The following is a 19,629-nucleotide window of genomic DNA, read 5'->3' as shown; positions in this document are numbered from 1 at the left end:
GGATGCGAATGGGGGACGCCCGTGTCCGAAGAACCGGGCAGTGAACGTGTGATCGCCGGCCGCTACCGTCTGCTGTCCCCCCTTGGCCAGGGCGGCATGGGAACGGTGTGGCGCGCCCGTGACGAGGTGCTGCACCGCGAGGTCGCCGTCAAGGAGGTGCGCGCGCCCGCCGGTTTGCCGGTCCAGGACGTCGAGCGGATGTACGCCCGCCTGGAGCGCGAGGCATGGGCGGCGGCGCGGGTCGCCAACCGCAATGTGGTCACGGTCTACGACGTGGCCACCGAGGACGGCCGCCCCTGGATCGTCATGGAGCTGGTGCGCGGCATCTCCCTCGCCGACCTCCTGGAGGCCGAGGGCCCGATACCGCCGCAGCGGGCCGCGCACATCGGGGCCGAGGTGCTGGCGGCGCTGCGGGCGGCGCACGCGGCCGGGGTGCTGCACCGCGACGTGAAGCCGGCCAATGTGCTGCTGGCCAACGACGGCCGGGTGGTGCTCACCGACTTCGGCATCGCCATGGTGGAGGGCAGCTCCGCGCTGACGATGACGGGTGAGGTGATCGGTTCGCCCGAGTTCCTGGCACCGGAGCGGGCGCTCGGCCGCACGCCGGGCCCGGAGTCCGACCTGTGGTCGCTCGGCGTCCTGTTGTACGCGGCGGTCGAGGGCAACTCCCCGTTCCGCCAGGACACTCCGCTCAGCACCCTGCGGGCGATCGTGGACGAGGAGCTGCCGCCGCCGCTGCGGGCGGGTCCGCTCGCGCCGGTCATCGAGGGGCTGCTGCGCAAGGACCCGGCCGAGCGGCCGGCCGCCGACCGGGCCGAGCAGGACCTGCGGATCGTCGGTGCGGGCGGCACGCCGCGCGCGGACGCCGTGCAGGGCGCCCCGTACACGCCGACGATCGCCGCGTTCCCCGGCCGGGGAACGCCGACCTCGCCGATGCCGAACGCGACCCCGCCGACGCCGTATCCGACCGCACCGGCGCAGGCCGCGACCACGGCCGCCGTGCCGAAGAGGCGCAACCGCCGGGCCGCCGTCGCGCTGGTCACCGGAGTGGTCGTCCTCGCGCTGGCGCTGGCCGGTCTGACGTACGCGCTGCTGAACCGCGACAACGGCGGCGACGGGACCGGGGGGAACGCCAACACCCGGGCGGGGGGCGGGACTTCGCAGACACCCACCACCCGGCAGCCGGGCGGCGGGGGCGACAGCCCGGCGCCGAGCACGAGCAGCAGCAGCCCTACGGCCGCGCCGCAGTCCGTGCGGGTCACGCTGGCGGGCGTGAACACCGACTACTCCGGCGGCTGTCCGCCCGCGAGCGGCCGGGCGCCGGCCTTCACGGCGACGTTCACGGTGGGGAATCTGCCGGCGCAGGTGAGCTACCGCTGGGTCTCGAAGGACGGCCAGGTCATGGACCAGGGGTGGAAGACCATGTCCTTCCCCCGGGGCGGTACGAGGACCAAGCAGGACCGGGCGTTCGTGACGACGTACGACAGCACGGGGACCTTCCGCAACGAGATCAGTGTGGAGGTGCGCTCGCCGGTGGAGACGACATCCAACTCGGTTGCGTTCTCGGTGACATGTGTGGCGGAGACCCCGACGGGCGGGGCCTCCCCCAGTACTTCGGCGTCGCCTTCCGAGTGATCAGGCGGCGCTGGTCAGGACCGGCAGATAGCCGCCGGACTGGCCGGCCGCGGTCGGGTGGTAGGACTCGCCGATGTTCAGCCAGTCGACGCTGTGCAGCCAGGAGCTGCCGGAGCAGATCTCGTGGCCGGTGAAGGTGGCGCGGACGTCGCCGAAGCTGAAGCCGTGCGCGGCCGCGGCCTTGGCGATGGCGGTGTCGAGTTGGTCGGCCGCGTCGTTGATGGCCTTCCGCTTGGTGTCGGAGAGGCCGACGCAGGTCGTGGCGAGCTCGTAGAAGCGGGGGTAGCCGATGACGACCACATGGGCGTTCGGGGCCTTGGCGCTGATCGCCGAGTACACGGAGTCGAGTTGTCCGGGCAGCGTCGAGGAGACGTAGGCCCTGGCGGTGTCGATGCGGGAGAGACAGGAACTGTCGGACTGGAGCACACAGGTGGTCATGACGTCGGAGAAGCCGGCGTCGTTGCCGCCGATGCTGATGGAGACCAGTCCGGTGGCGGCGCTGAGCGGGCCGAGCTGTCCGGACAGAACATCACCCGTACGGGCGCCGGAGCAGGCGGTGAAGTCGAACGTCGAGGGTGAGTGGGCGGCGGCCCAGAGGTAGGGGTAGGCCTTCGTGCTGCGCTTGCAGTCGCCGCTGGAGCTGATGTAGCTGCCCGATCCGACCCCGGAGGAGTAGGAGTCGCCGAGGGCCACATAGCCGGTCGCTGCGGCGTCGGGGGACGCCTGCGCCGCCGAGGCCCCGGTGAGGGCCGCGCCGGCGGCGAGGAGGATGGAACTCACGAAGACGGCAATTCGGGAACGTCTCATGGAACCTCCCTTTAGCAGGATCTCTGCCGTAACCGTCGTACCAACTACGCGTGTAAACGGGAAGTGTCCATGTCAAGACTTGGGGTCAATCACCGAGCGAATCCGGACAAGTTCGCGCACGATCCCCCCCTGGACAGACTCGTTCAAGAATGCACAAGAACCGGTATGGGCCACTTCGGCACCTTGACGTCCCTCTTGCGCTGCGCGACATTGAAGCCCGGCATCCGGCGCGTCGGGGGGCAAAGTCGCCAATGCAGACCATCCGTATGAAGAGACCTTCGTCATCGGACGCCCAGCGGGAGCGATCAGGACCGGGGAGGGACCTGTCGCCCATGCTCGCGGGCGCCGCGACGGCCGTGGGGGGATTCGGTGCGCTCTTGGCGCTCGTCGACTCCGACTCACCCCTGCGCGGCCCGTTCACCCTGTTCTTCCTGCTCGCAGCGCCTGCGACGGCCGTCTGGGCCGCGCTGCGCGGGCTGGAGCCCTTCGGTCGCGCAGTTGGCGCGATCGCGGGTGCGGTTGTCCTCAACATGCTGGTGGCGCAGGGCATGTTGGCCGTTCACCGCTGGTCGGTGCGCGGCGGAATCATCGCAGTGACCGTGATCAGTTTGCTCCTTTTGGTCTGCTGTGTAACGGTCAAACCAACAAAAACGTGAGGCCTCGTTCCAGGCCTTGCCATATGGGTTCAATCGTCAATACCGTCGTACATCTCACCCGCATCGGTCCATCATCAAGCGGCCCAGGGGAGGGCTCAGGACCGCGATGGAGCCGGGGCGGGGCGCGGTAGGGGGGTGCCGTGCTCGGTGACCGCACTTCGTGACCGAGTCGTGCCGCGCGACCGGCTGCCGTTCTCCGGCAGACGGCCAGCTTTGCCAGCTCGTCTCGGCATGCACGGAGATCCATTTCGTGCTGCCACAGGCGTGAACCCCCCTTTCGAACCGGACACATAACCGGGCCGCCCAGGGGCGGGCGGTCCACCGGACGAGAGGGACCAGACTCATGAGTTCAGTTCTCCGGCCGGCGACCACGGGCCAGGACCCGTTAACTGCCAGCAAATACCGGCCGATCTCCTCTCACCTGGCCATCGCGCCACCGGTGAGCGTGGTGATTCCCGCCATGAATGAGGCGGAGAATCTCCCCTACGTCTTCAAGACACTTCCGGACTGGATACACGAAGTCGTTCTTGTGGACGGCAATTCGACCGACGACACCGTCCAGGTGGCCCGCGAGCTGTGGCCCGAGGTCAAGGTCGTCGAGCAGCGCGGCAAGGGCAAGGGCGACGCGCTGATCACCGGGTTCGAGGCGTGCACCGGCGACATCATCGTGATGGTCGACGCGGACGGCTCGGCGGACGGCAACGAGATCGTCAGCTATGTCTCGGCGCTGGTCTCCGGCGCGGACTTCGCCAAGGGGTCCCGGTTCGCCAACGGCGGCGGCACCGACGACATGACGTTCATCCGCAAGCTCGGCAACTGGGCGCTGTGCACCGTCGTCAACCGCAAGTTCGGCGCCCGCTACACGGATCTCTGCTACGGATACAACGCGTTCTGGCGGCACTGCCTGGACAAGATCTCCCTGGACTGCACCGGTTTCGAGATCGAGACGCTGATCAACATCCGGGTGGTCAAGGCGGGTCTGAAGGTGCAGGAGATACCGAGCTACGAGTATCTGCGCATCCACGGCGCGAGCAATCTGCGGGCCGTGCGCGACGGATTCCGGGTGCTCAAGGTCATCCTCAAGGAGCGGTCGAACCGCAAGGAGCTGCGCCGGCAGGAACACCACTCGCCGATGCTCGACTCCGCCCGGCTCGACTCCGTTCAGGGAGAGGTGTCTTGAGCGATCCCGACATCTCCGTCGTGATCTGCGTCTACACCGAGGACCGCTGGGAGGACATCCTCGCGGCGGTCTCCTCGGTGCGGGCGCAGTCGCACCCCGCCCTGGAGACCCTGCTGGTCGTCGACCACAACCCGGCCCTGCTCGACCGGCTGGCCAAGGAGTTCAAGGAGACCGACGAGGTACGGGTGCTCGCCAACGCGGGCCCCCGCGGCCTGTCCGCGGGCCGCAACACCGGGATCGCGGCCTCCGGCGGCGAGGTGATCGCCTTCCTCGACGACGACGCCGTGGCCGAGCGGGACTGGCTGCGCCGCTTCGCCGAGGGGTTCGCCGATCCGCGGGTGATGGCCGTGGGCGGCCGTACGATGCCGATCTGGGCGTCGGGCCGGCGCCCCGCCTGGTTCCCCGCGGAGTTCGACTGGGTGGTCGGCTGCACCTACCTCGGCCTGCCGCCGGGCCGCGTCCAAGTGCGCAACGTCCTTGGCGGAAACGCCTCGTTCCGTCGTACGGCGTTCGACGCGGCGGGCGGTTTCGCCACCGGCATCGGCCGTGACGGCGACAAGCGGCCGCTGGGCTGCGAGGAGACAGAGCTGTGCATTCGGCTCACCCGCGCCAGACCGGACGCGATCCTCCTGATCGACGACCGGGCGGTGATCCACCACCGGGTGCCCGAGGCCCGCGAGCACTTCGGGTACTTCCGCACCCGGGCGTACGCCGAGGGCCTGTCGAAGGCGCTGGTGGCGCGAAGTGTGGGCGCGGACAAGGGACTTGAGTCCGAGCGCCGGTACGCCACCCGGGTGCTGCCGGCCGGTGTGGCCCGGGGGCTGCGCGACGCCGTGCTGGCCCGGCCGGGCGGTGCGGGCCGGGCGGGCGCGATCGTCGCCGGGGTGCTCACGGCGGCCGGCGGCTACGTGGTGGGAAGCGTCCGGGCCCGCCGGGGCGACGCCACCTTCTCCGTCGTCGGGATCGAGGGGGATCTCGTGAGCGAGGGGGGATCTCATGACTGAGGCACCGGTGCCGGTCCTGATGTACCACTCGGTCGCGACCGCGCCCAACGACGCCACGCGCGAGCTGTCGGTGGCACCCGAGGCGTTCGCGGAGCAGATGGCGTGCATCGGCGACCGGGGACTCACCCCGGTCAACACGGCCGACCTGGCGGCGAGTTGGCGCTCGGGGCGCCCGCTGCCCGCCCGGCCCGTGCTGATCACCTTCGACGACGGCTACGAGGGCGTGCACCGGCACGCCCTGCCCGTGCTCGCCAAGCACGGCTTCGCGTCCACGCTGTTCGTCTCCACGGGCTGGATCAAAGGCGCGTACGACATGGGCGGCGGCCTGGACACCATGCTCGACTGGGACCAGGTGCGCGAACTCGCCGCCGACGACGTCGAGATCGGCGGTCACAGCCACACCCATCCGCAGCTCGACCAGCTCGACGACGCCGCGCTGCGGCACGAGCTGATCCACTGCAAGGAGATCATCGGCGACGAACTGGGCGCCGTCCCGGCCTCGTTCGCCTACCCCTACGGCTACTCCAGCCGCCGGGTGCGCGAGGCCGTGCGCGAGACGGGGTACGCCCAGGCGCTCGCCGTCGGCAACGGCCTCGCGCGGCGCAGCCAGGGGCCGTACGCCCTGCAGCGCGTGACCGTGCGCCGCAGCACGGACATCGAGGAGTTCGAGCGGCTGGTCGAGGGCCGCGCGATCGCCCGCACCTTCGCCAGGGACCGCGTCCTCACCAAGGGGTACGCCATGGTCCGCAGAGCACGCCAGGTACGCCGGAAGGCCATCCGTTCCCGTGTCTGACACGACGACCACCACCGAGGCGGAATCGCCCCCGACCGAGGCGCCCGAGCAGTCCGGGCGCCGTCTTCGCCTGCCCGGGCTCGGCCGGAACAAGGGCGGCAACCAACTGTTCCGCAACGCCTATGCGCTGATGCTGAACACCGGCATCTCCGCCGTGCTCGGGCTCGGCTTCTGGCTGGCCGCGGCCCGCTACTACTCCGAGGACGCGGTCGGCCAGGGCTCGGCCGCGATCGCCGCGATGAAGTTCCTCGCGGGCCTGACCGCGGTGACCCTGACCGGGGCCCTGGCCCGCTTCATCCCCGTCGCCGGACGGGCCACCGCACGGCTGATCTTCCGTACGTACGCGGGCAGTTCGCTGGTCGTGGCGACGGCGGCCTGCGTCTTCCTGCTGACGCTGAACTCGTGGGGGCCGTCGTACCGCTTCCTGCACGGGCCGCTGCACGGACTCGGCTTCATCGTGGCCGTGATCGCCTGGAACCTGCTCACCCTGCAGGACGGTGTGCTGACCGGGCTGCGAAGCGCGCCCTGGGTGCCGGTGGGCAACACCGTGTTCTCCGCGGTGAAGCTGGGCCTGCTGGTCGCGTTCGCCGTGGCGATCCCGACGACCGGCGTCTTCGTCTCCTGGGTCGCCGCGATCGCCACCTCGGTCGTACCTCTCGGCTGGCTGGTCTTCAGGCGTCTGGTGCCGCGGCATGTGAAGGCGACCGAGGACCGTGCCAAGCCGCCGACGCTCAGGGAGATCGGCAGGTTCCTGTCGGGCGACTACACCGGCTCACTGTTCTCGCTCGCCGTGGTCTATCTGATCCCGGTCATCATCGCCTCGCAGGTCAGCTCCCAGGACAACGCGTACTTCTACATCACCACCACGATCGGCGGCACCACCAACCTGCTCGCGATCAACATGGGCGCCTCGCTGACCGTCGAGGGCTCGCACGACCCGTCCCGGCTGGCCGCCAACACCCGCGCCGCGCTGAAGCGGATGGCGCGGATCATGCTGCCGATCTGCGGGGTGCTGTTCATCGGGGCGCCGTACATCCTGGGTGTCTTCGGCGCGGGCTACGCGGACGCGGCGACCCCGCTGCTGCGCTGGTTCGCGGTCGGCGCACTGCTCAGGGTCGTCATGGAGACGTACTTCGCGGTGCTGCGCGCACAGAGCCGCACCGCCGGACTCGCCTGGCTGCAGGGCCTGTTGTGCGTCCTGGTGCTCGGCCTGACCCTGCTGCTGCTCCCCCGCATGGGGCTGACCGGCGCCGGTGTCGCCGAGATCTCCTCGCTGGCCGTGATCGTCGCGATCGCCGCCCCGAAGCTGTTCAAGATCCTCCGGGCCGCTCCGGCCGCCGCTGTGCCCGAGCACACGGCACCCGACGGGGACCTCGCCGACCTGGGGGCGCGCGAGGTCCCGGCGACCGAGACGGCGCGCAGGCGCGGGCCGGCCTGGGCGCTGGACAGCGACACCCTCGCGCTCGGCATCCATGTCGACTTCGACCATGTGGAACGCCGCCCGGACGTGCGCCCGGGCCCGGGGACACCGCCCACCGGGACGCCCGTCCTGCCTCCCGACCACCGGCCGACCTGGGCGAGGAACCCGGAGGTCGGCCTGCCCGTGGAGGAGCGGCAGCCGGGTTCGGAGGCCTCGCTCGGACCGGCCGAGGTGGACGCGCCGTTCGGCGCGGAGTTCGGCGAGGAGGTCGTACGGGAGGCGGAGGCCTCGCTCGTCGCGGAACGGCCGCTCGAAGAGGTGGAGGACGAGGAGGCGGCGGACGAAGAGGTACGGGGACCCTCTCCCCGGCCCGAACTCCCCGCCCTCTCCTGGCGCGAGCGGCTGCGGCCGAGCCGTCTCGGGGTCGTCCTCGGCGGTCTGCTGGCCGCCGCGCTGCTGCTGTACTGGGTGCCCGCGCTGCGGCTCGACGAGGCCGACCTGGACGGGATGGGCGGACTCGGCCTCATCTCGGTCCTGCCGCTGCCGACGCTGCTCGGTGCCGCGCTGCTGATCGTGGTGTTCGCCTCGCTGCTCTGGCTCGGCCGCGAACACCGGGCACTGCTGCTGGTCACGCTGCTGGCGACGGTCGTCTCGCTGCACGCGCTGCCCGCGGTGATCGAGACGCAGCCGCGGTTCCCGACGGCCTGGCAGCACCTCGGCTTCCTCGACTACATCGACCGCACCGGATCCGCCGTGCCGGACCTGGACGCGCGCTGGAGCTGGCCCGGCTTCTTCGCGGCGGCCGCGTTCGTCGCCAAGGCCTGCGGGGTCAACGACCTCACCGCGGTGATCCGCTGGTGGCCGACCCTCATCGAACTCCTGTATCTGGCCCCGATGTTCCTGCTCGTACGCTCGCTGCGGGCGAGCTGGCGGGCCAAGTGGACCGGCATCTGGATCTTCGTCCTCAGCAGCTGGGTGGGGCAGGACTACTTCTCCCCGCAGGGCTTCACGTATCTGCTGTACCTGGCGTTCGTGGCGATCCTGCTGGTCTGGTTCCGGGCGCCGCGCGTGATCTGGACGAAGGCGCGGCCCGGCGAGGCGGAGGTCGAACCGACCGACCGCCGCCAGAAGGCGGTGCTGCTCGCCGTGCTGGTCGGTCTGTACGCGGCGAGCGTCCCGGCCCACCAGCTCACGCCGTTCGTGATGCTCGGCGTGCTCGCGGTGCTCGTCCTGATCGGCAGGTCCGAACTGCGCGGCCTGCCCATCCTGTTCGCGGTCATGGTCGCGGCCTGGCTGGGCTTCATGGCCGAGCCGTACTGGTCGGGGCACTTCAACGACCTGTTCGGCGGGGTCGGCGGCGTCGGCAGCAATGTCTCCACGTCGGTCTCCGGCCGCATCCAGGGCGGCGACTCGACACACAAGCTGGTGCTCTACACCCGCGTGCTGCTGGCCGGCAGTGTGATGGCGTTCGCCTGCTGGGGCTGGTGGCGCCGGCGCGACCACAAGTACCGCGAACGGTCGCTGCTGGTGCTGACCTTCGTCCCGTTCCTGGGCTTCGGCATGCAGTCCTACGGCGGCGAAATGGCCCTGCGCGTCTTCATGTTCGCGGTGCCGGGCGCGGCGCTCCTTGCCGGTCTCGCCCTGTTCCCGCGCACCGGCGTCACCGCGGAGGAGCGGGACAAGGACCGGGTCAGCCTCGCTCCGCTGGCCGCGCTGCTGGCGGGACTGCTCCTCCTGGGCGGCTTCCTGGTGGCCCGCTGGGGCAACGAGCCGTTCGAGCGGGTGCGGCCCGGCGAGGTCGCGGCCATGGACTACGTCTACGCCCACGACAAGCCGACGGTGCGCGTGCTGTGGCTGAGCAACGACACGATCAACGACGTGACGCCGGCGCTGCCGTGGGGCGCGAAGGACATGGAGCGGGTCAACTACGTGCCCACGCTGGCACCGGCGGACCCGGTGCTGGTGTCCGGCCTGGTCAAGGCGCTCAAGGACGCGGGCCCGAACTCGTATCTGATGATCAACGAGAGCCAGATGACCTATCTCCGTATGGACGTGGGGTATTCGGACACCTGGGAGCCCCGGCTCATCCAGAACCTCGACCGGCGCCCGGAGCTGAAGAAGGCCTTCGCCAACGACGACGCCGTCGTCTACACCCTCGCCAAGCAGCCCGAGGGCAAGGTGGCCAGGCCGGACCCGGGTCCGATCGGACCGCAGATCACCTGGACGCCGTGGTCGGTCGTCGGCGCCCTGGCCGCGCTCGCGCTCATGGTGCTGATGACGGCGCGCGAGGTGGTGCGGGTCGCGATGCGGCCGAGCGTGCGGCAACTGCGCTGGCTGCAGAGCAGCTACTGGTTCTCGCTGCCTCTGCTGGCGGTGTTCCTGGCCTCGTTGGTGCAGCGGTTCCTGACGATGAAATGAGTACGCCCACGAGGTGAAGTGGCCCGGCCGGTCTAGCGGTCGAGCCACTTCACCTCGTACGCCTGCATCTCGAACCGCTTGCCGTCGACCTTGGCGCTGATCGAGCGGTCGAGGGTGTTGACCACGAGGACCGTCTTGTCGGTGGCGAGGACACGGACGTTGGGCACGTCGTCCTTGGCGACGGGGACGGTCGTGTAGTCGGTGCCGGGCGGGAACGCCTGGTGGAAGCGGGAGACCAGGTCGAACATCGGCAGCTTCCGGCCGCCGTCCGAGCCGTTCGTGGGTGTCCACAGACAGCCCGCGCAGTCGTCGCCCTTCTCGTCCTCGGGGTTCCAGTAGAAGCCGGAGGAGGCGCCGCCCTTGACCATGGCGATCATGCCGGCGGCCTGGACGGCGACGCGGTGGGGCTCGGACCAGCCCTTGCGGTCGTCGTTGCCGTCGGCGGGCTCGACGTAGTACTCGGCCCACCACAGCGGCAGACCGTGCGTCTGCTGCCGCACCCACTTTCCGACCGCGGTGAACTTGTCGGTCGCCGCGAACTCGTCGGGCAGCATCTCGTCGTCGTTGGTGTAGCTGGAGCCGTCCACGACGACGAAGTCGGCGCCCGCCTTGTGCGTGTTCCAGTAGTCGAAGGCGTCGACGATGCGCTGGTCCATGGCGCCCCAGGGGCCCTTGAGGGCGGTCGACGCCTCGTCCGCGCGCGGGTCGACGCTGTCCATCACCAGATACGGCCCGCCGACCATGATCTTCTTGTCGACCTTCTTCAGGGCCTTGTAGACCAGGTTGTAGAGCTTGGTGTAACCCTCGTAGTCCCAGCGGCCCTTGGCGTCGTTCCAGAAGCCCTTGAACTCGTTCCAGACGACGAAGTGCCGTACGTCCGGATAGCGCTTGGCGACGGTGGCGGCCAGCGCGGCGAAGTCGGCGTAGTGCTGGGGCTGCGGGGCCGTCTCCAGCGCCGACTGGCTCCAGTCGGTGTTGTCGACGCCGGCCTTGCCGCCCTTCATCCAGTCCGGGGAGCAGCACAGGGTGACCACCGGGGTGCCGCCGGACTTGCGGATGAAGTCGATACGGCGGTCCATCGCGCCGAAGTCATAACGCCCCTTCACCGGCTCGGGGTTGTCGGCGCCCCAGCCCATCAGGGCCTGGTCCTGCGGCATGCCCCCGGCGTCCGAGATCAGCTGCTCGGCCCGCTCGGAGGCGGCGGAGCTGCCCTCGTCGGCGCTGAACTGGGTGTGGGTGAAGCCCCAGCCGACCTCGGGCTTGTCCTGGTCGGGCGGGGTCACCGGGGTGCCGTGCACCGAGTCGCCGTTGCGCGAGGTGCCCGCGCTGCTTCCGCCGCCCCCCGGCAGCGTGTTGACCAGCGTCACGATCAGCGCCAGCGCGGCGACGCCCACCCCGAGCAGCGCGGTGAGCCGCCACCGCCCTGCCCCCGAAGTCCACCCATGACGTCCCATCGAGGGCAACAGTAACCGGGTGGACGTCAGGTAGGGCAGATGTTGTGAATGCACAGGTCTGTAACAGGATGGGAGGGCGACAGAGGCCGACATACCGGAAGCGCCGAAGGCGGCGGAAACCGGGTGCGGACGGGGCGCTCGTGCCGGATCATGGGCGCCATGTCTGCGAACCCTTACGACGCGCTGCCGATCCGGCTCAACGTCGACGACAGCGACTCACCGTCCGATGTCGTCGACGCGCTGTTCCTCGGCCGCTTCGCGACGGGTGAGCAGCCGTACTCCCACGCGGCGAACATCGACCGCGTCCGCTCCGGGGCGACCCTCATGCCGCCGGGTGCCCGGGTGCTGCGGGTGGCCCGCGACGACGACCGCAGCGCGACGCTGGCGGAGGGCGACGGCTGGACCCTGCTGATCTCCCGCTGGAACCGGGGCGCCGACGTCACGGTGACGGCGACCACCGCCGAGCTGGCCGAGAAGATCCTCGGCCAGGCCACGGACGGCGCGGCGGACGAGCCCGAACCCCAGCCGGAGAACGTGACGATGGGGTTCTGGTACGTCTCGCCCAGGCGCGGCCCGCACCGCACCACCCGGCAGATCTCCGCGGGCACCTGGGACGAGGTGCGGGAGAACTACACCGCGCCGGTGGCCGAGGCGATGGACACCCTGATGAAGACGACACCGGAGGACATCGCGGGGCGGCTGCTCCTGCTGCACGGACCGCCGGGCACCGGCAAGACCTCGGCCCTGCGCACGCTCGCGCGTTCGTGGCGGGACTGGTGCCAGGTCGACTGCGTGCTCGACCCCGAGCGGCTCTTCTCCGACGTCGGCTATCTGATGGACATCGCGATCGGCGAGGAGGACGGGACGGGCAAGGGCCGCTGGCGGCTGCTGCTCCTGGAGGACTGCGACGAACTGATCCGCGGCGAGGCCAAGCACACGGCGGGCCAGGCCCTGTCCCGGCTGCTCAACCTCACCGACGGCCTGCTGGGCCAGGGGCGCAACGTCCTGGTCGGGGTGACGACCAACGAGGACCTGGAGCGCCTGCACCCGGCCGTGGTCCGCCCCGGCCGCTGTCTGGCCCGTATCGAGGTGGGACCGCTGACCCGCCGGGAGGCGGTGGACTGGCTCGGCACCGAGGAGGGGGTCGGCCGCGAGGGCGCCACCCTGGCGGAGCTGTACGCCCTGCGCCGGGGCACCTCGCCGACGGCGCTGCCGGAGCCGCGGGACGGGGCGGACGCGGGCCTGTACCTGTAGTGCTTTGATGGACGTATGACCCTGTTCGTCGGCACGTCGGGGTGGCAGTACAAGGACTGGCGGGGTGTGTTCTACCCGGACGGGTGTCCGCAGCGGCTGTGGCTGGAGGAGTACGCGCGGCACTTCGCCACGGTGGAGATCAACAACGCGTTCTACCGCCTGCCGACCCGGGAGAACTTCGAGAGCTGGCGGGAGCGGGTGCCGCGGGACTTCGTGGTCACGGTGAAGGCCAGCCGCTATCTGACCCACATCAAGCGGCTGCGCGAACCTCAGGAACCGGTCGAGCGTCTGATGAGCCACGCGGCGGGTCTGGGGGATCGCCTGGGCCCGGTCCTGCTCCAGCTCCCGCCGACCCTCAGGGCCGACGCGGAACTGCTGGACACATGCCTCGGCCGCTTCCCGCCCGGCACGCGCGTGGCGGTCGAGCCCCGCCACGACTCCTGGTGGACCGACGAGATCCGCGAGGTGCTCCGGGCCCGCGGCGCGGCCCTGTGCTGGGCCGACGTCCGGGCGCGCCCGGCCGGCCCGCTGTGGCGCACCGCCGACTGGGGCTACGTCCGCTTCCACGAGGGCCGCGCGCACGCCTGGCCGCGCTACGGGCGCCGGTCCCTTGAGACCTGGGTCGAGCGCGTCGCGCAGTCATGGGGAGCGGACGCCGACGTGTACGCGTACTTCAACAACGACCCGAACGGGGCGGCGGTCGAGGACGCGGCCACGTTCGCGAGGGCGGCACGCGCGGCGCACCTCAGGGTCACGCGTACGCCCTGACACCCGCGCCCCCGCGCCTCTCGTGTCGCCACGATCGCGGACCGGGTTGGTGCCAAACCCTCACCCCTGCCCGTAGGCCGCCCGCAGGGCGTCCCGCACCGCGGCCGAAGCCTGCTCCTCCGCCATCCCCAGCCGGCGCGCCCGCTCGGCGTAGGCCTGCGCGGCGGACGCCAGCTCCCGCTCCGCGGCCGAACCGGCGGCGGCCACATAGGTGCCGTTGCGCCCCCGGGTCTCGATCACCCCGTCGCTCTCCAGCGCGCGGTACGCCTTGGCGACCGTGTTCGCGGCGAGGCCCAGCGACTCGGCGAGCCCGCGCACGGTCGGCAGCCGGTAGCCCACCGGCAGCACGCCCGACCGCGCCTGCTCGGAGATCTGCGCCCGCACCTGCTCGTACGGGGCCGCACTGTCGTCGATGTGGATCTTCAAGGTCACACGGCCGATTCTTCCGCACCCGCCGGAAATTGAGAGGCGCAGGGGCGTGTCCTTCCGTAGCGTGCGCCCACATGACTGTGATCGTGCGCGACCTGCGCCCGGCGGACCGGGCCGATGTCGAGGACTTCGCCCGGGTACGGCACCTCGCCCTGCCGTACATCCTGTGGACCCCGGACGCGATCGTCCACCGCCTCACCCACACCCATCCCGACGCCCGTTTCAGGTCCCTCGTCGCCGAGGAGGACGGCGAGGTGATCGGCACCGCCCAGGTGCAACTGGCCCACGACAGCCCGGAACCGGGCCAGGGGCTGCTCAACATCTACGTACGCCCGGACCGGACGCACCGCGGCGCCGGCGGGCTCCTGGTCCGCATCGCCGAGGAGCATCTCGCCGAGCACGGGGCGACAAAGCTGTTCGCGTGGGTGCTGGACGAGCCCGGGAACCGGGCCTTCGCCGAGCGGCACGGCTACCGCGCCGGGCGCTCCGCGCACTTCCTCCGCCTCGATCTGGCGGGAGGCACGCTGCCGCCGCTGCAATCCCCGCCGCCCGGCGTCGAGTTGCGCTCCGCGGCCGACCTCGCGGATGATCCGCGGCCCATGTTCGAGCTGGACGCGGAGACCACGCAGGACGAACCGAGCGACGTGGACACCGAGTTCACCGCGTACGAGACCTGGGTCGAGGAGAGCTGGAAGCACCCGCTGCTCGACCGGGAGCTGACCACCATCGCCTTCGTCGAGGGCCGCCCGGCCGCCTTCAGCGTGGCGTTCACGGACCCCGCGACCGGCCGCTACGCGACCGCCATGACCGGCACCGCCCGCACCTTCCGCGGCCGTGGCCTCGCCAAGCTCGCCAAGAACGCCGCCCTGCACCGCGCCCGTGCCGCCGGTCTCACCGAGGCGCTCACGGGCAACGACGCGGGCAACGAGCCGATGCTCGCGATCAACAAGTGGTTCGGGTACGAGATCTGCGCGACGGAGGTGCGGTATGTCCGCGAACTCGGCTGACTCGTCGAACTCCGCCGACTCGGCCAACTCCGCCGAGGGAGCCGCCCGGCTGGAGGTCGTGCTGGTCAAGGCGGGCCGCACGAAGATCCGTTACGAGGCGGAGCTGCTCGGCGACGACGGTACGCGCGTCGTCGTCCGGGCCCCTTGGGCGGGCGAGGGCGTCCGCGACTTCGGCTTCGTGCGCTTCGAGAAGGGCGATGTCTTCACCGAGTACTACTGGCGGGACCGCTGGTACTCGGTGAAGGAGGTCCGCGACACTGCGGGCGTCCTGAAGGGCTGGTACTGCGACATCACCCGCCCCGCCGTGCTGTCCGGCACCGAGCTGGTCGCCGAGGATCTCGACCTGGACCTGTGGCGCTCCGCCGACGGCAGGGACGTACGCAGGCTGGACGAGGACGAGTTCGCCGCGAGCGGCCTGACCCGGACCGACCCGAGGGCCGCGGCAGCAGCGCTGGCCGCGCTGAACGAACTGGAGACCCTGGCCCGCGAGGGCGGCTTCGACGACCTGCTGACCTGAGGACGCGGTCTCGTCCTGAGGACGCGGTCTCGTCCTGAGGACGGAGTCCCGCCCTGAGGACGGAGTCCCGCCCTGCCGACGCAGTCCTGTCCCGGCGCCCCGAGCCCCGCTCACTCCACGACCGCCACCACTGCATACCGCTCGTCCTCGACCTCCTTCCCCCACAGCGCCGCCTCCCCGGACAGCCGCTCCACCCGCGTCCGTTCCGCGAGCGGCGCGAGGAGGGCGGTCAGCGCGTCGGCGCTCATGCCGACCGGGGTGACCGTCCCCCACACGCCCTCGACCAGCACGAGCCGCCCGCCCGGCCGCAGCAGTCCGCGCCAGTGCCGCAGGGCGCGGCCGGGGTCGGGCAGCGCCCACAGGACGTGCCGTACGAGCACGACGTCGAAGCGCTGCTCCCCCACCGGGGGCGCCGCCGCGTCACCGACCAGGAACGCGGCGTCACGCCCGGCGAGTTTGGCTCTCGCGCGCCCGACCATCGCCGGGGACGCGTCCACACCGGTCACGCGGTGTCCCTGCTCGGCCGCGAGGAGCGACAGGCTGCCCGTGCCGCAGCCGAGATCCAGGACATCGCTCGCCCGCGCGGGGAGCCAGGAGGCGAGACGCGCGGCCCACGCCCGCCGGACCTGCGGATCGCGCAGCCCGTGGTCCGGCTCGTCGTCGAAGGAGGCGGCCCGTGCGTCCCAGTCGACGTCCGCCCCGGTCAGACCCGCGTTGTCATCCGTCATGGGCCCAAGAGTGACACCCGCCACTGACAGTCGAATGGTGACAGCCACCACAGACAGACCCGGACCGATGAGTCACTCTCCCGAAAAGGGTCTACCACCGTGAGAACGCGGCAACACGGTAGGCACCGAAGGAGGCAGCCATGCGCCGGACCACCGTGCAGAAGCCCCTGAAGAAGTCGGACTCGCGCAGGGTCCGCGAAGAGGTTGACGAGCGCCCCGCGGGACGCCCCGAGGTGCGCCGGGACATCGCGAGAACGTGGTGGCCCGACGGCTGACGACGTCAGTCCAGCCGCTTGCGGTAGTGGATGCGGTCGTACGGCCCGGTCGAGCGCCGCTCCACGATCTCGTAGCCGTACTTCGGATAGATCTTCTGGTTCTCCCACATCATGGCGTTGGTGTAGAGCCTGACCTCGGGCAGTCCGAGCGCACGCGCGCGTGCGTCCACGAACTGCAGCAGCCGTCGCCCCACCCCCTGGCCGTGCGTCTCGGGGTGGACGGCGATGCTGTCGAGGAACAGATGGTCGTCGTGCTCCTCCAGCACCACGAGCCCCACGACGGGATCCCCGGTCACGAACACCCGGCCCGCGGCCACGTTCGCCGCGTGGTCCGCCCGCATGGGTACCGGCACCACCCCGATCCGCTCGATGTAGGGGTGGTATGCGGCATCGGTGACGGCCTTCACGGCCGGTACATCGGCGGCGACGGCGGCCCGGATCTCCTCGTCGGTCATGCCGCGCACGGTATTACCTGATCCCAGTCTGAGCACTCCCTTAACGCCACCATAAGGATCTCCATCACCCGCCTCCAGCAGGCGATTTCACCCTTCCTTGGGGCTAGTTTCTGATCGCGCCCCCACGGGATCCGTCCCACGGGACCCGACCCACACGGGATCCGCCCGACGGGATTCACCCCACGCGTCAGGACCGTTCCGTTCCGAGGAGATTCCGCATGTCCGCACGCCGCCGCACGGTCGCCGCCCTCACCGTTCTCGGCGCGGCCCCGCTCGCCCTGACCTTCCTCGCCGCCGCCCCGGCGTCGGCCCACGGCTCGATGGGCGACCCGGTCAGCCGGGTCTCGCAGTGCTACGCGGAGGGCCCGGAGAGCCCGAAGTCGGACGCGTGCAAGGCGGCCGTCGCGGCCGGCGGCACCCAGGCGCTGTACGACTGGAACGGCATCCGCATCGGTGACGCCGCCGGACAGCACCAGGCGCTGATCCCGGACGGCAAGCTGTGCAGCGCCAACAGCGAGGAGTTCAAGGGGCTCGACCTGGCCCGCGCCGACTGGCCCGCGACGAGCGTGAGCAGCGGGTCGTACACCTTCAAGTACCGCGTGACCGCCCCGCACAAGGGCACCTTCAAGGTGTACATCACCAAGGACGGCTACGACCCGTCGCAGCCGCTCGCCTGGTCGGACCTGGACCTTGAGCACCCGGTGGCGACGGCCACCGACCCGGTCGCCTCCGGCGGCTTCTACACCTTCTCCGGCACCCTCCCCCAGCGCTCCGGCAAGCAGCTGCTGTACGCGGTCTGGCAGCGCTCGGACAGCCCGGAGGCCTTCTACTCCTGCTCGGACGTCGCCTTCGGCAGCAGCAACGGCGGTGGTAGTGGTACGCCGAGCGGTTCGGCGAGCGGTGGTGGTACGCCGAGCGGTTCGACGCCCGCGCCGGCCGCCTCCGCGCCCTCGGACCAGCAGATCGCGGACGGTGCCGACAAGTCGACGATCGAACACCACGGCCACGGCGACCAGGACGCCCTGACGACGACGGACCCCGTGGCCGCCAACGAGCCGAAGGCGGCGGGCAGTTCGGGCACGTCGGTGCAGAACCTCGCCGAGACCGGGGGCAGCGGAAGCACCCCGTACATCGCCATGGGCGGGGCGGCCGCGCTGGCCCTCGGCTCGGCGGCCCTGTTCGCCTCGGTGCGCAGGCGCGGGGGCCGGTAGATCCCACGGGGGGCGGGGCCCGTCCGGCGGCTCAGGCCGGACAGGCCCCGGTTTTTCGCGTCAGCTCAGCACCGACGCGCAGGTGGTGGCGGTGGCGTGTGCCGGGTCGAGTGCGTTGGCCACCTCGTGGAAGGCGATCCGGTCGGTGAGACCGATCAGGACGTGTTCGGACAGGTCGAGTGAACACCGGTCCTGGATCAGGACGTTGTGGACGTCGGAACCGCTCAGGAACTGGCTGCTGTACGGCGTGACCACCTCGTCGTGCTTGGTGGCGATGACCGTGTAGTGGACGCCGGGGACGGTGTCGCCGCCGGCGTTGAGCTTGGCGAGGAACGCGGATCCGACGATCTGGTCGGCCAGTCCTGGCGTGTTCTTGGACAGCAGGTCCGAGGCGCCCGGGAAGTACGGGAGCAGGTTGGCCAGGCCGTCCAGGTCGGTGCCGTGGTTGTCGGGCGCGATGCCGACGAGGGCGTTCACCTTGGCGGCGCCGCCGAGGAACTTGAGGTAGTAGCGGGGCATCATGCCGCCCTGCGAGTGACCGACGAGGTCGGCCTTGGCGGCGCCGGTGGCGGCCAGCACCTTGTCGACGTAGGTGGAGAGCTGCTCGGCCGACTTGTCGATGGGGCCGAGACCGTAGAAGAGGGGGACGCCGGACAACTGGCCGTAGTCCAGGGAGAAGACGCAGTAGCCGCGGTTCTCCAGATAGGGGGCGAGGGCGAGCCAGTTGTCGACCGAGTTGCCGAAGGTGCCGTGGACCAGGACGACAGGGCGGGGGTGGGCGGCGGAGGGCTTGCAGGAGTAGTCGTTCCAGCCGGTGTGGGGGGCTTCGGAGGCGTGTGCGACGGTGGCGGCCGGGACGACGGCGACCGAGGCGGTCAGCAGCAGGGCGGCGAGGGGTCTGAGCAGTCGTTTCCAGGGCAGCATCGTGTGATCTCCTTGCGGCTCAAGGGAGTTGCGATGGCCTTACGCCCTGTGATCCGGATCACGAGAGATGCTGTTCACTCGTCAAGTTACGAGCGAGTAGTGCAAGTGTGAAGTTACGCGTCAGTAAAAACTTCCAGTGATAATTGACTGTGCAGTTACCGCTGATCAACCGTCACCAGGTGGGCCTGATCCGCCCATAGGGCGCGATGCTCCCCAACTGCCGCCACAACGCCCGCACTTCGCCCTCCCCGAGCACCTGCCCCCACCCCCGCACGACCTCCGCGGCCGCCTCCTCCGCGGCCCGGGTGCAGGCCCAGCCCCGCTCGGTCAGCACGATCAGCCGCGCCCGCGCGTCACCGGGGTGCGCCCGCCGCTCGGCGTATCCCTTGCGCACGATCTCGTCGACGAGCTGACTCGCCGCCTGCTTCGTCACGCCGAGGTGCGCGGCGAGCTCGGTCACCGTCGCCCCGTCGGGCGCGAGCCGCACGAACGCGAACCCGTGCGCGGGCCTGATCCCCTCGAACCCGCGGGCGAGGACCCCCTCGTTGATGCGCTGGGTGAGCTCACCGGCGACGGCGAGCAGAGCGGTGGACAGGGCCATGGCCTCGGAGTTCTGCACGAGGGCATTGAAACACCCTTGACGTAATGGTCAAGCAGCTTGACCATAGAGGAAGTGGTCAAGCTGCTTGACCAT

19 protein-coding genes are annotated in these 19,629 nt (G+C 70.7%); 12 read left to right on the top strand and 7 right to left on the bottom strand.

Annotation, left to right across the window (positions count from 1 at the left end; all coding sequences use genetic code 11):
- Positions 1-21: 21 nt before the first annotated feature.
- The gene (locus JYK17_RS28305; RefSeq protein ID WP_108011938.1) at positions 22-1,635 is read left to right on the top strand and encodes a serine/threonine-protein kinase; all 1,614 of its coding nucleotides are present in this window, start codon (positions 22-24) and stop codon (positions 1,633-1,635) included.
- Here the strand turns inward: JYK17_RS28305 and JYK17_RS28300 are convergent, their stop codons facing one another.
- Positions 1,636-2,442, bottom strand: a complete 807-nt coding sequence (locus tag JYK17_RS28300; protein ID WP_128803491.1) for an SGNH/GDSL hydrolase family protein — start codon at positions 2,440-2,442, stop codon at positions 1,636-1,638.
- 377 nt (positions 2,443-2,819) lie between these two features.
- Here JYK17_RS28300 and JYK17_RS28295 point away from each other — a divergent pair, with 377 nt between their 5' ends.
- From JYK17_RS28295 to JYK17_RS28275, 5 genes are all read left to right on the top strand, one after another.
- Positions 2,820-3,098, top strand: coding sequence for a hypothetical protein (locus JYK17_RS28295; RefSeq protein ID WP_308011717.1), 279 nt, complete (start codon positions 2,820-2,822; stop codon positions 3,096-3,098).
- A 343-nt stretch (positions 3,099-3,441) separates the two neighbouring features.
- Positions 3,442-4,278, top strand: a complete 837-nt coding sequence (locus JYK17_RS28290) for a glycosyltransferase family 2 protein (RefSeq protein WP_108011944.1) — start codon at positions 3,442-3,444, stop codon at positions 4,276-4,278.
- Positions 4,275-5,282: a glycosyltransferase family 2 protein gene (locus JYK17_RS28285; RefSeq protein ID WP_222811474.1), complete on the top strand. Its 1,008-nt coding sequence runs from the start codon at positions 4,275-4,277 to the stop codon at positions 5,280-5,282. Before JYK17_RS28290 ends, JYK17_RS28285 begins: the two co-directional genes overlap by 4 nt.
- Complete coding sequence (locus JYK17_RS28280; RefSeq protein ID WP_222811473.1) at positions 5,275-6,075, top strand: polysaccharide deacetylase family protein; 801 nt, start codon at positions 5,275-5,277, stop codon at positions 6,073-6,075. Before JYK17_RS28285 ends, JYK17_RS28280 begins: the two co-directional genes overlap by 8 nt.
- Positions 6,068-9,913, top strand: a complete 3,846-nt coding sequence (locus tag JYK17_RS28275) for a lipopolysaccharide biosynthesis protein (RefSeq protein WP_222811472.1) — start codon at positions 6,068-6,070, stop codon at positions 9,911-9,913. Before JYK17_RS28280 ends, JYK17_RS28275 begins: the two co-directional genes overlap by 8 nt.
- Before the next feature lie 32 nt (positions 9,914-9,945).
- Here the strand turns inward: JYK17_RS28275 and JYK17_RS28270 are convergent, their stop codons facing one another.
- On the bottom strand, positions 9,946-11,367 hold the full coding sequence (locus JYK17_RS28270) for a GH39 family glycosyl hydrolase (RefSeq protein ID WP_222811471.1): 1,422 nt from the start codon (positions 11,365-11,367) through the stop codon (positions 9,946-9,948).
- Positions 11,368-11,526: 159 nt separating this feature from the next.
- Here JYK17_RS28270 and JYK17_RS28265 point away from each other — a divergent pair, with 159 nt between their 5' ends.
- Complete coding sequence (locus tag JYK17_RS28265; protein ID WP_108012066.1) at positions 11,527-12,621, top strand: DUF5925 domain-containing protein; 1,095 nt, start codon at positions 11,527-11,529, stop codon at positions 12,619-12,621.
- Positions 12,622-12,636: 15 nt separating this feature from the next.
- Complete coding sequence (locus JYK17_RS28260) at positions 12,637-13,389, top strand: DUF72 domain-containing protein (protein ID WP_222811470.1); 753 nt, start codon at positions 12,637-12,639, stop codon at positions 13,387-13,389.
- A gap of 60 nt (positions 13,390-13,449) precedes the next feature.
- Here the strand turns inward: JYK17_RS28260 and JYK17_RS28255 are convergent, their stop codons facing one another.
- Positions 13,450-13,821 (bottom strand): GntR family transcriptional regulator, encoded by a 372-nt coding sequence (locus JYK17_RS28255; RefSeq protein ID WP_108011954.1) that lies wholly within the window; start codon positions 13,819-13,821, stop codon positions 13,450-13,452.
- Positions 13,822-13,892: 71 nt separating this feature from the next.
- Between JYK17_RS28255 and JYK17_RS28250 the strand changes: the two genes are divergently transcribed.
- Together JYK17_RS28250 and JYK17_RS28245 are read left to right on the top strand one after the other, a co-directional pair.
- Positions 13,893-14,825, top strand: coding sequence for a GNAT family N-acetyltransferase (locus JYK17_RS28250; RefSeq protein WP_108011956.1), 933 nt, complete (start codon positions 13,893-13,895; stop codon positions 14,823-14,825).
- Complete coding sequence (locus JYK17_RS28245) at positions 14,806-15,342, top strand: ribonuclease FAU-1 family protein (RefSeq protein ID WP_222811469.1); 537 nt, start codon at positions 14,806-14,808, stop codon at positions 15,340-15,342. Before JYK17_RS28250 ends, JYK17_RS28245 begins: the two co-directional genes overlap by 20 nt.
- Before the next feature lie 110 nt (positions 15,343-15,452).
- On the opposite strand, the gene JYK17_RS28240 is transcribed toward JYK17_RS28245, so the two are convergent.
- Positions 15,453-16,070 (bottom strand): class I SAM-dependent methyltransferase, encoded by a 618-nt coding sequence (locus JYK17_RS28240; RefSeq protein WP_128803483.1) that lies wholly within the window; start codon positions 16,068-16,070, stop codon positions 15,453-15,455.
- Between the two features lie 140 nt (positions 16,071-16,210).
- Between JYK17_RS28240 and JYK17_RS40740 the strand changes: the two genes are divergently transcribed.
- Positions 16,211-16,345, top strand: a complete 135-nt coding sequence (locus tag JYK17_RS40740) for a hypothetical protein (protein ID WP_108011960.1) — start codon at positions 16,211-16,213, stop codon at positions 16,343-16,345.
- Positions 16,346-16,350: 5 nt separating this feature from the next.
- Here the strand turns inward: JYK17_RS40740 and JYK17_RS28235 are convergent, their stop codons facing one another.
- Positions 16,351-16,800, bottom strand: a complete 450-nt coding sequence (locus JYK17_RS28235) for a GNAT family N-acetyltransferase (protein ID WP_108012068.1) — start codon at positions 16,798-16,800, stop codon at positions 16,351-16,353.
- Positions 16,801-17,018: 218 nt separating this feature from the next.
- Here JYK17_RS28235 and JYK17_RS28230 point away from each other — a divergent pair, with 218 nt between their 5' ends.
- Positions 17,019-18,011, top strand: a complete 993-nt coding sequence (locus tag JYK17_RS28230) for a lytic polysaccharide monooxygenase auxiliary activity family 9 protein (RefSeq protein ID WP_108011962.1) — start codon at positions 17,019-17,021, stop codon at positions 18,009-18,011.
- A 60-nt stretch (positions 18,012-18,071) separates the two neighbouring features.
- Here JYK17_RS28230 and JYK17_RS28225 read toward each other — a convergent pair whose 3' ends face one another.
- Both JYK17_RS28225 and JYK17_RS28220 read right to left on the bottom strand, forming a co-directional pair.
- Positions 18,072-18,935 (bottom strand): esterase/lipase family protein, encoded by an 864-nt coding sequence (locus tag JYK17_RS28225; RefSeq protein WP_128803482.1) that lies wholly within the window; start codon positions 18,933-18,935, stop codon positions 18,072-18,074.
- A 172-nt stretch (positions 18,936-19,107) separates the two neighbouring features.
- Positions 19,108-19,554 (bottom strand): MarR family winged helix-turn-helix transcriptional regulator, encoded by a 447-nt coding sequence (locus tag JYK17_RS28220; RefSeq protein ID WP_108011966.1) that lies wholly within the window; start codon positions 19,552-19,554, stop codon positions 19,108-19,110.
- Positions 19,555-19,629: the final 75 nt, after the last annotated feature.

Source organism: Streptomyces plumbidurans (genome assembly GCF_019857225.1).
GTDB lineage: Bacteria > Actinomycetota > Actinomycetes > Streptomycetales > Streptomycetaceae > Streptomyces > Streptomyces plumbidurans.
Note: the sequence above shows the minus strand (reverse complement) of the source record. Positions and strands in the feature narration are given on the sequence as shown.

What these genes read in the sequence shown, in the direction of transcription:
- JYK17_RS28300 (WP_128803491.1), bottom strand. Translation starts at nt 2,442, where the DNA reads ATGAGACGTTCCCGAATTGCCGTCTTCGTGAGTTCCATCCTCCTCGCC.
- JYK17_RS28290 (WP_108011944.1), top strand. Translation starts at nt 3,442, where the DNA reads ATGAGTTCAGTTCTCCGGCCGGCGACCACGGGCCAGGACCCGTTAACT.
- JYK17_RS28280 (WP_222811473.1), top strand. Translation starts at nt 5,275, where the DNA reads ATGACTGAGGCACCGGTGCCGGTCCTGATGTACCACTCGGTCGCGACC.
- JYK17_RS28270 (WP_222811471.1), bottom strand. Translation starts at nt 11,367, where the DNA reads ATGGGACGTCATGGGTGGACTTCGGGGGCAGGGCGGTGGCGGCTCACC.
- JYK17_RS28265 (WP_108012066.1), top strand. Translation starts at nt 11,527, where the DNA reads ATGTCTGCGAACCCTTACGACGCGCTGCCGATCCGGCTCAACGTCGAC.
- JYK17_RS28260 (WP_222811470.1), top strand. Translation starts at nt 12,637, where the DNA reads ATGACCCTGTTCGTCGGCACGTCGGGGTGGCAGTACAAGGACTGGCGG.
- JYK17_RS28250 (WP_108011956.1), top strand. Translation starts at nt 13,893, where the DNA reads ATGACTGTGATCGTGCGCGACCTGCGCCCGGCGGACCGGGCCGATGTC.
- JYK17_RS28245 (WP_222811469.1), top strand. Translation starts at nt 14,806, where the DNA reads ATGTCCGCGAACTCGGCTGACTCGTCGAACTCCGCCGACTCGGCCAAC.
- JYK17_RS28240 (WP_128803483.1), bottom strand. Translation starts at nt 16,070, where the DNA reads ATGACGGATGACAACGCGGGTCTGACCGGGGCGGACGTCGACTGGGAC.
- JYK17_RS40740 (WP_108011960.1), top strand. Translation starts at nt 16,211, where the DNA reads ATGCGCCGGACCACCGTGCAGAAGCCCCTGAAGAAGTCGGACTCGCGC.
- JYK17_RS28235 (WP_108012068.1), bottom strand. Translation starts at nt 16,800, where the DNA reads ATGACCGACGAGGAGATCCGGGCCGCCGTCGCCGCCGATGTACCGGCC.
- JYK17_RS28230 (WP_108011962.1), top strand. Translation starts at nt 17,019, where the DNA reads ATGTCCGCACGCCGCCGCACGGTCGCCGCCCTCACCGTTCTCGGCGCG.
- JYK17_RS28225 (WP_128803482.1), bottom strand. Translation starts at nt 18,935, where the DNA reads ATGCTGCCCTGGAAACGACTGCTCAGACCCCTCGCCGCCCTGCTGCTG.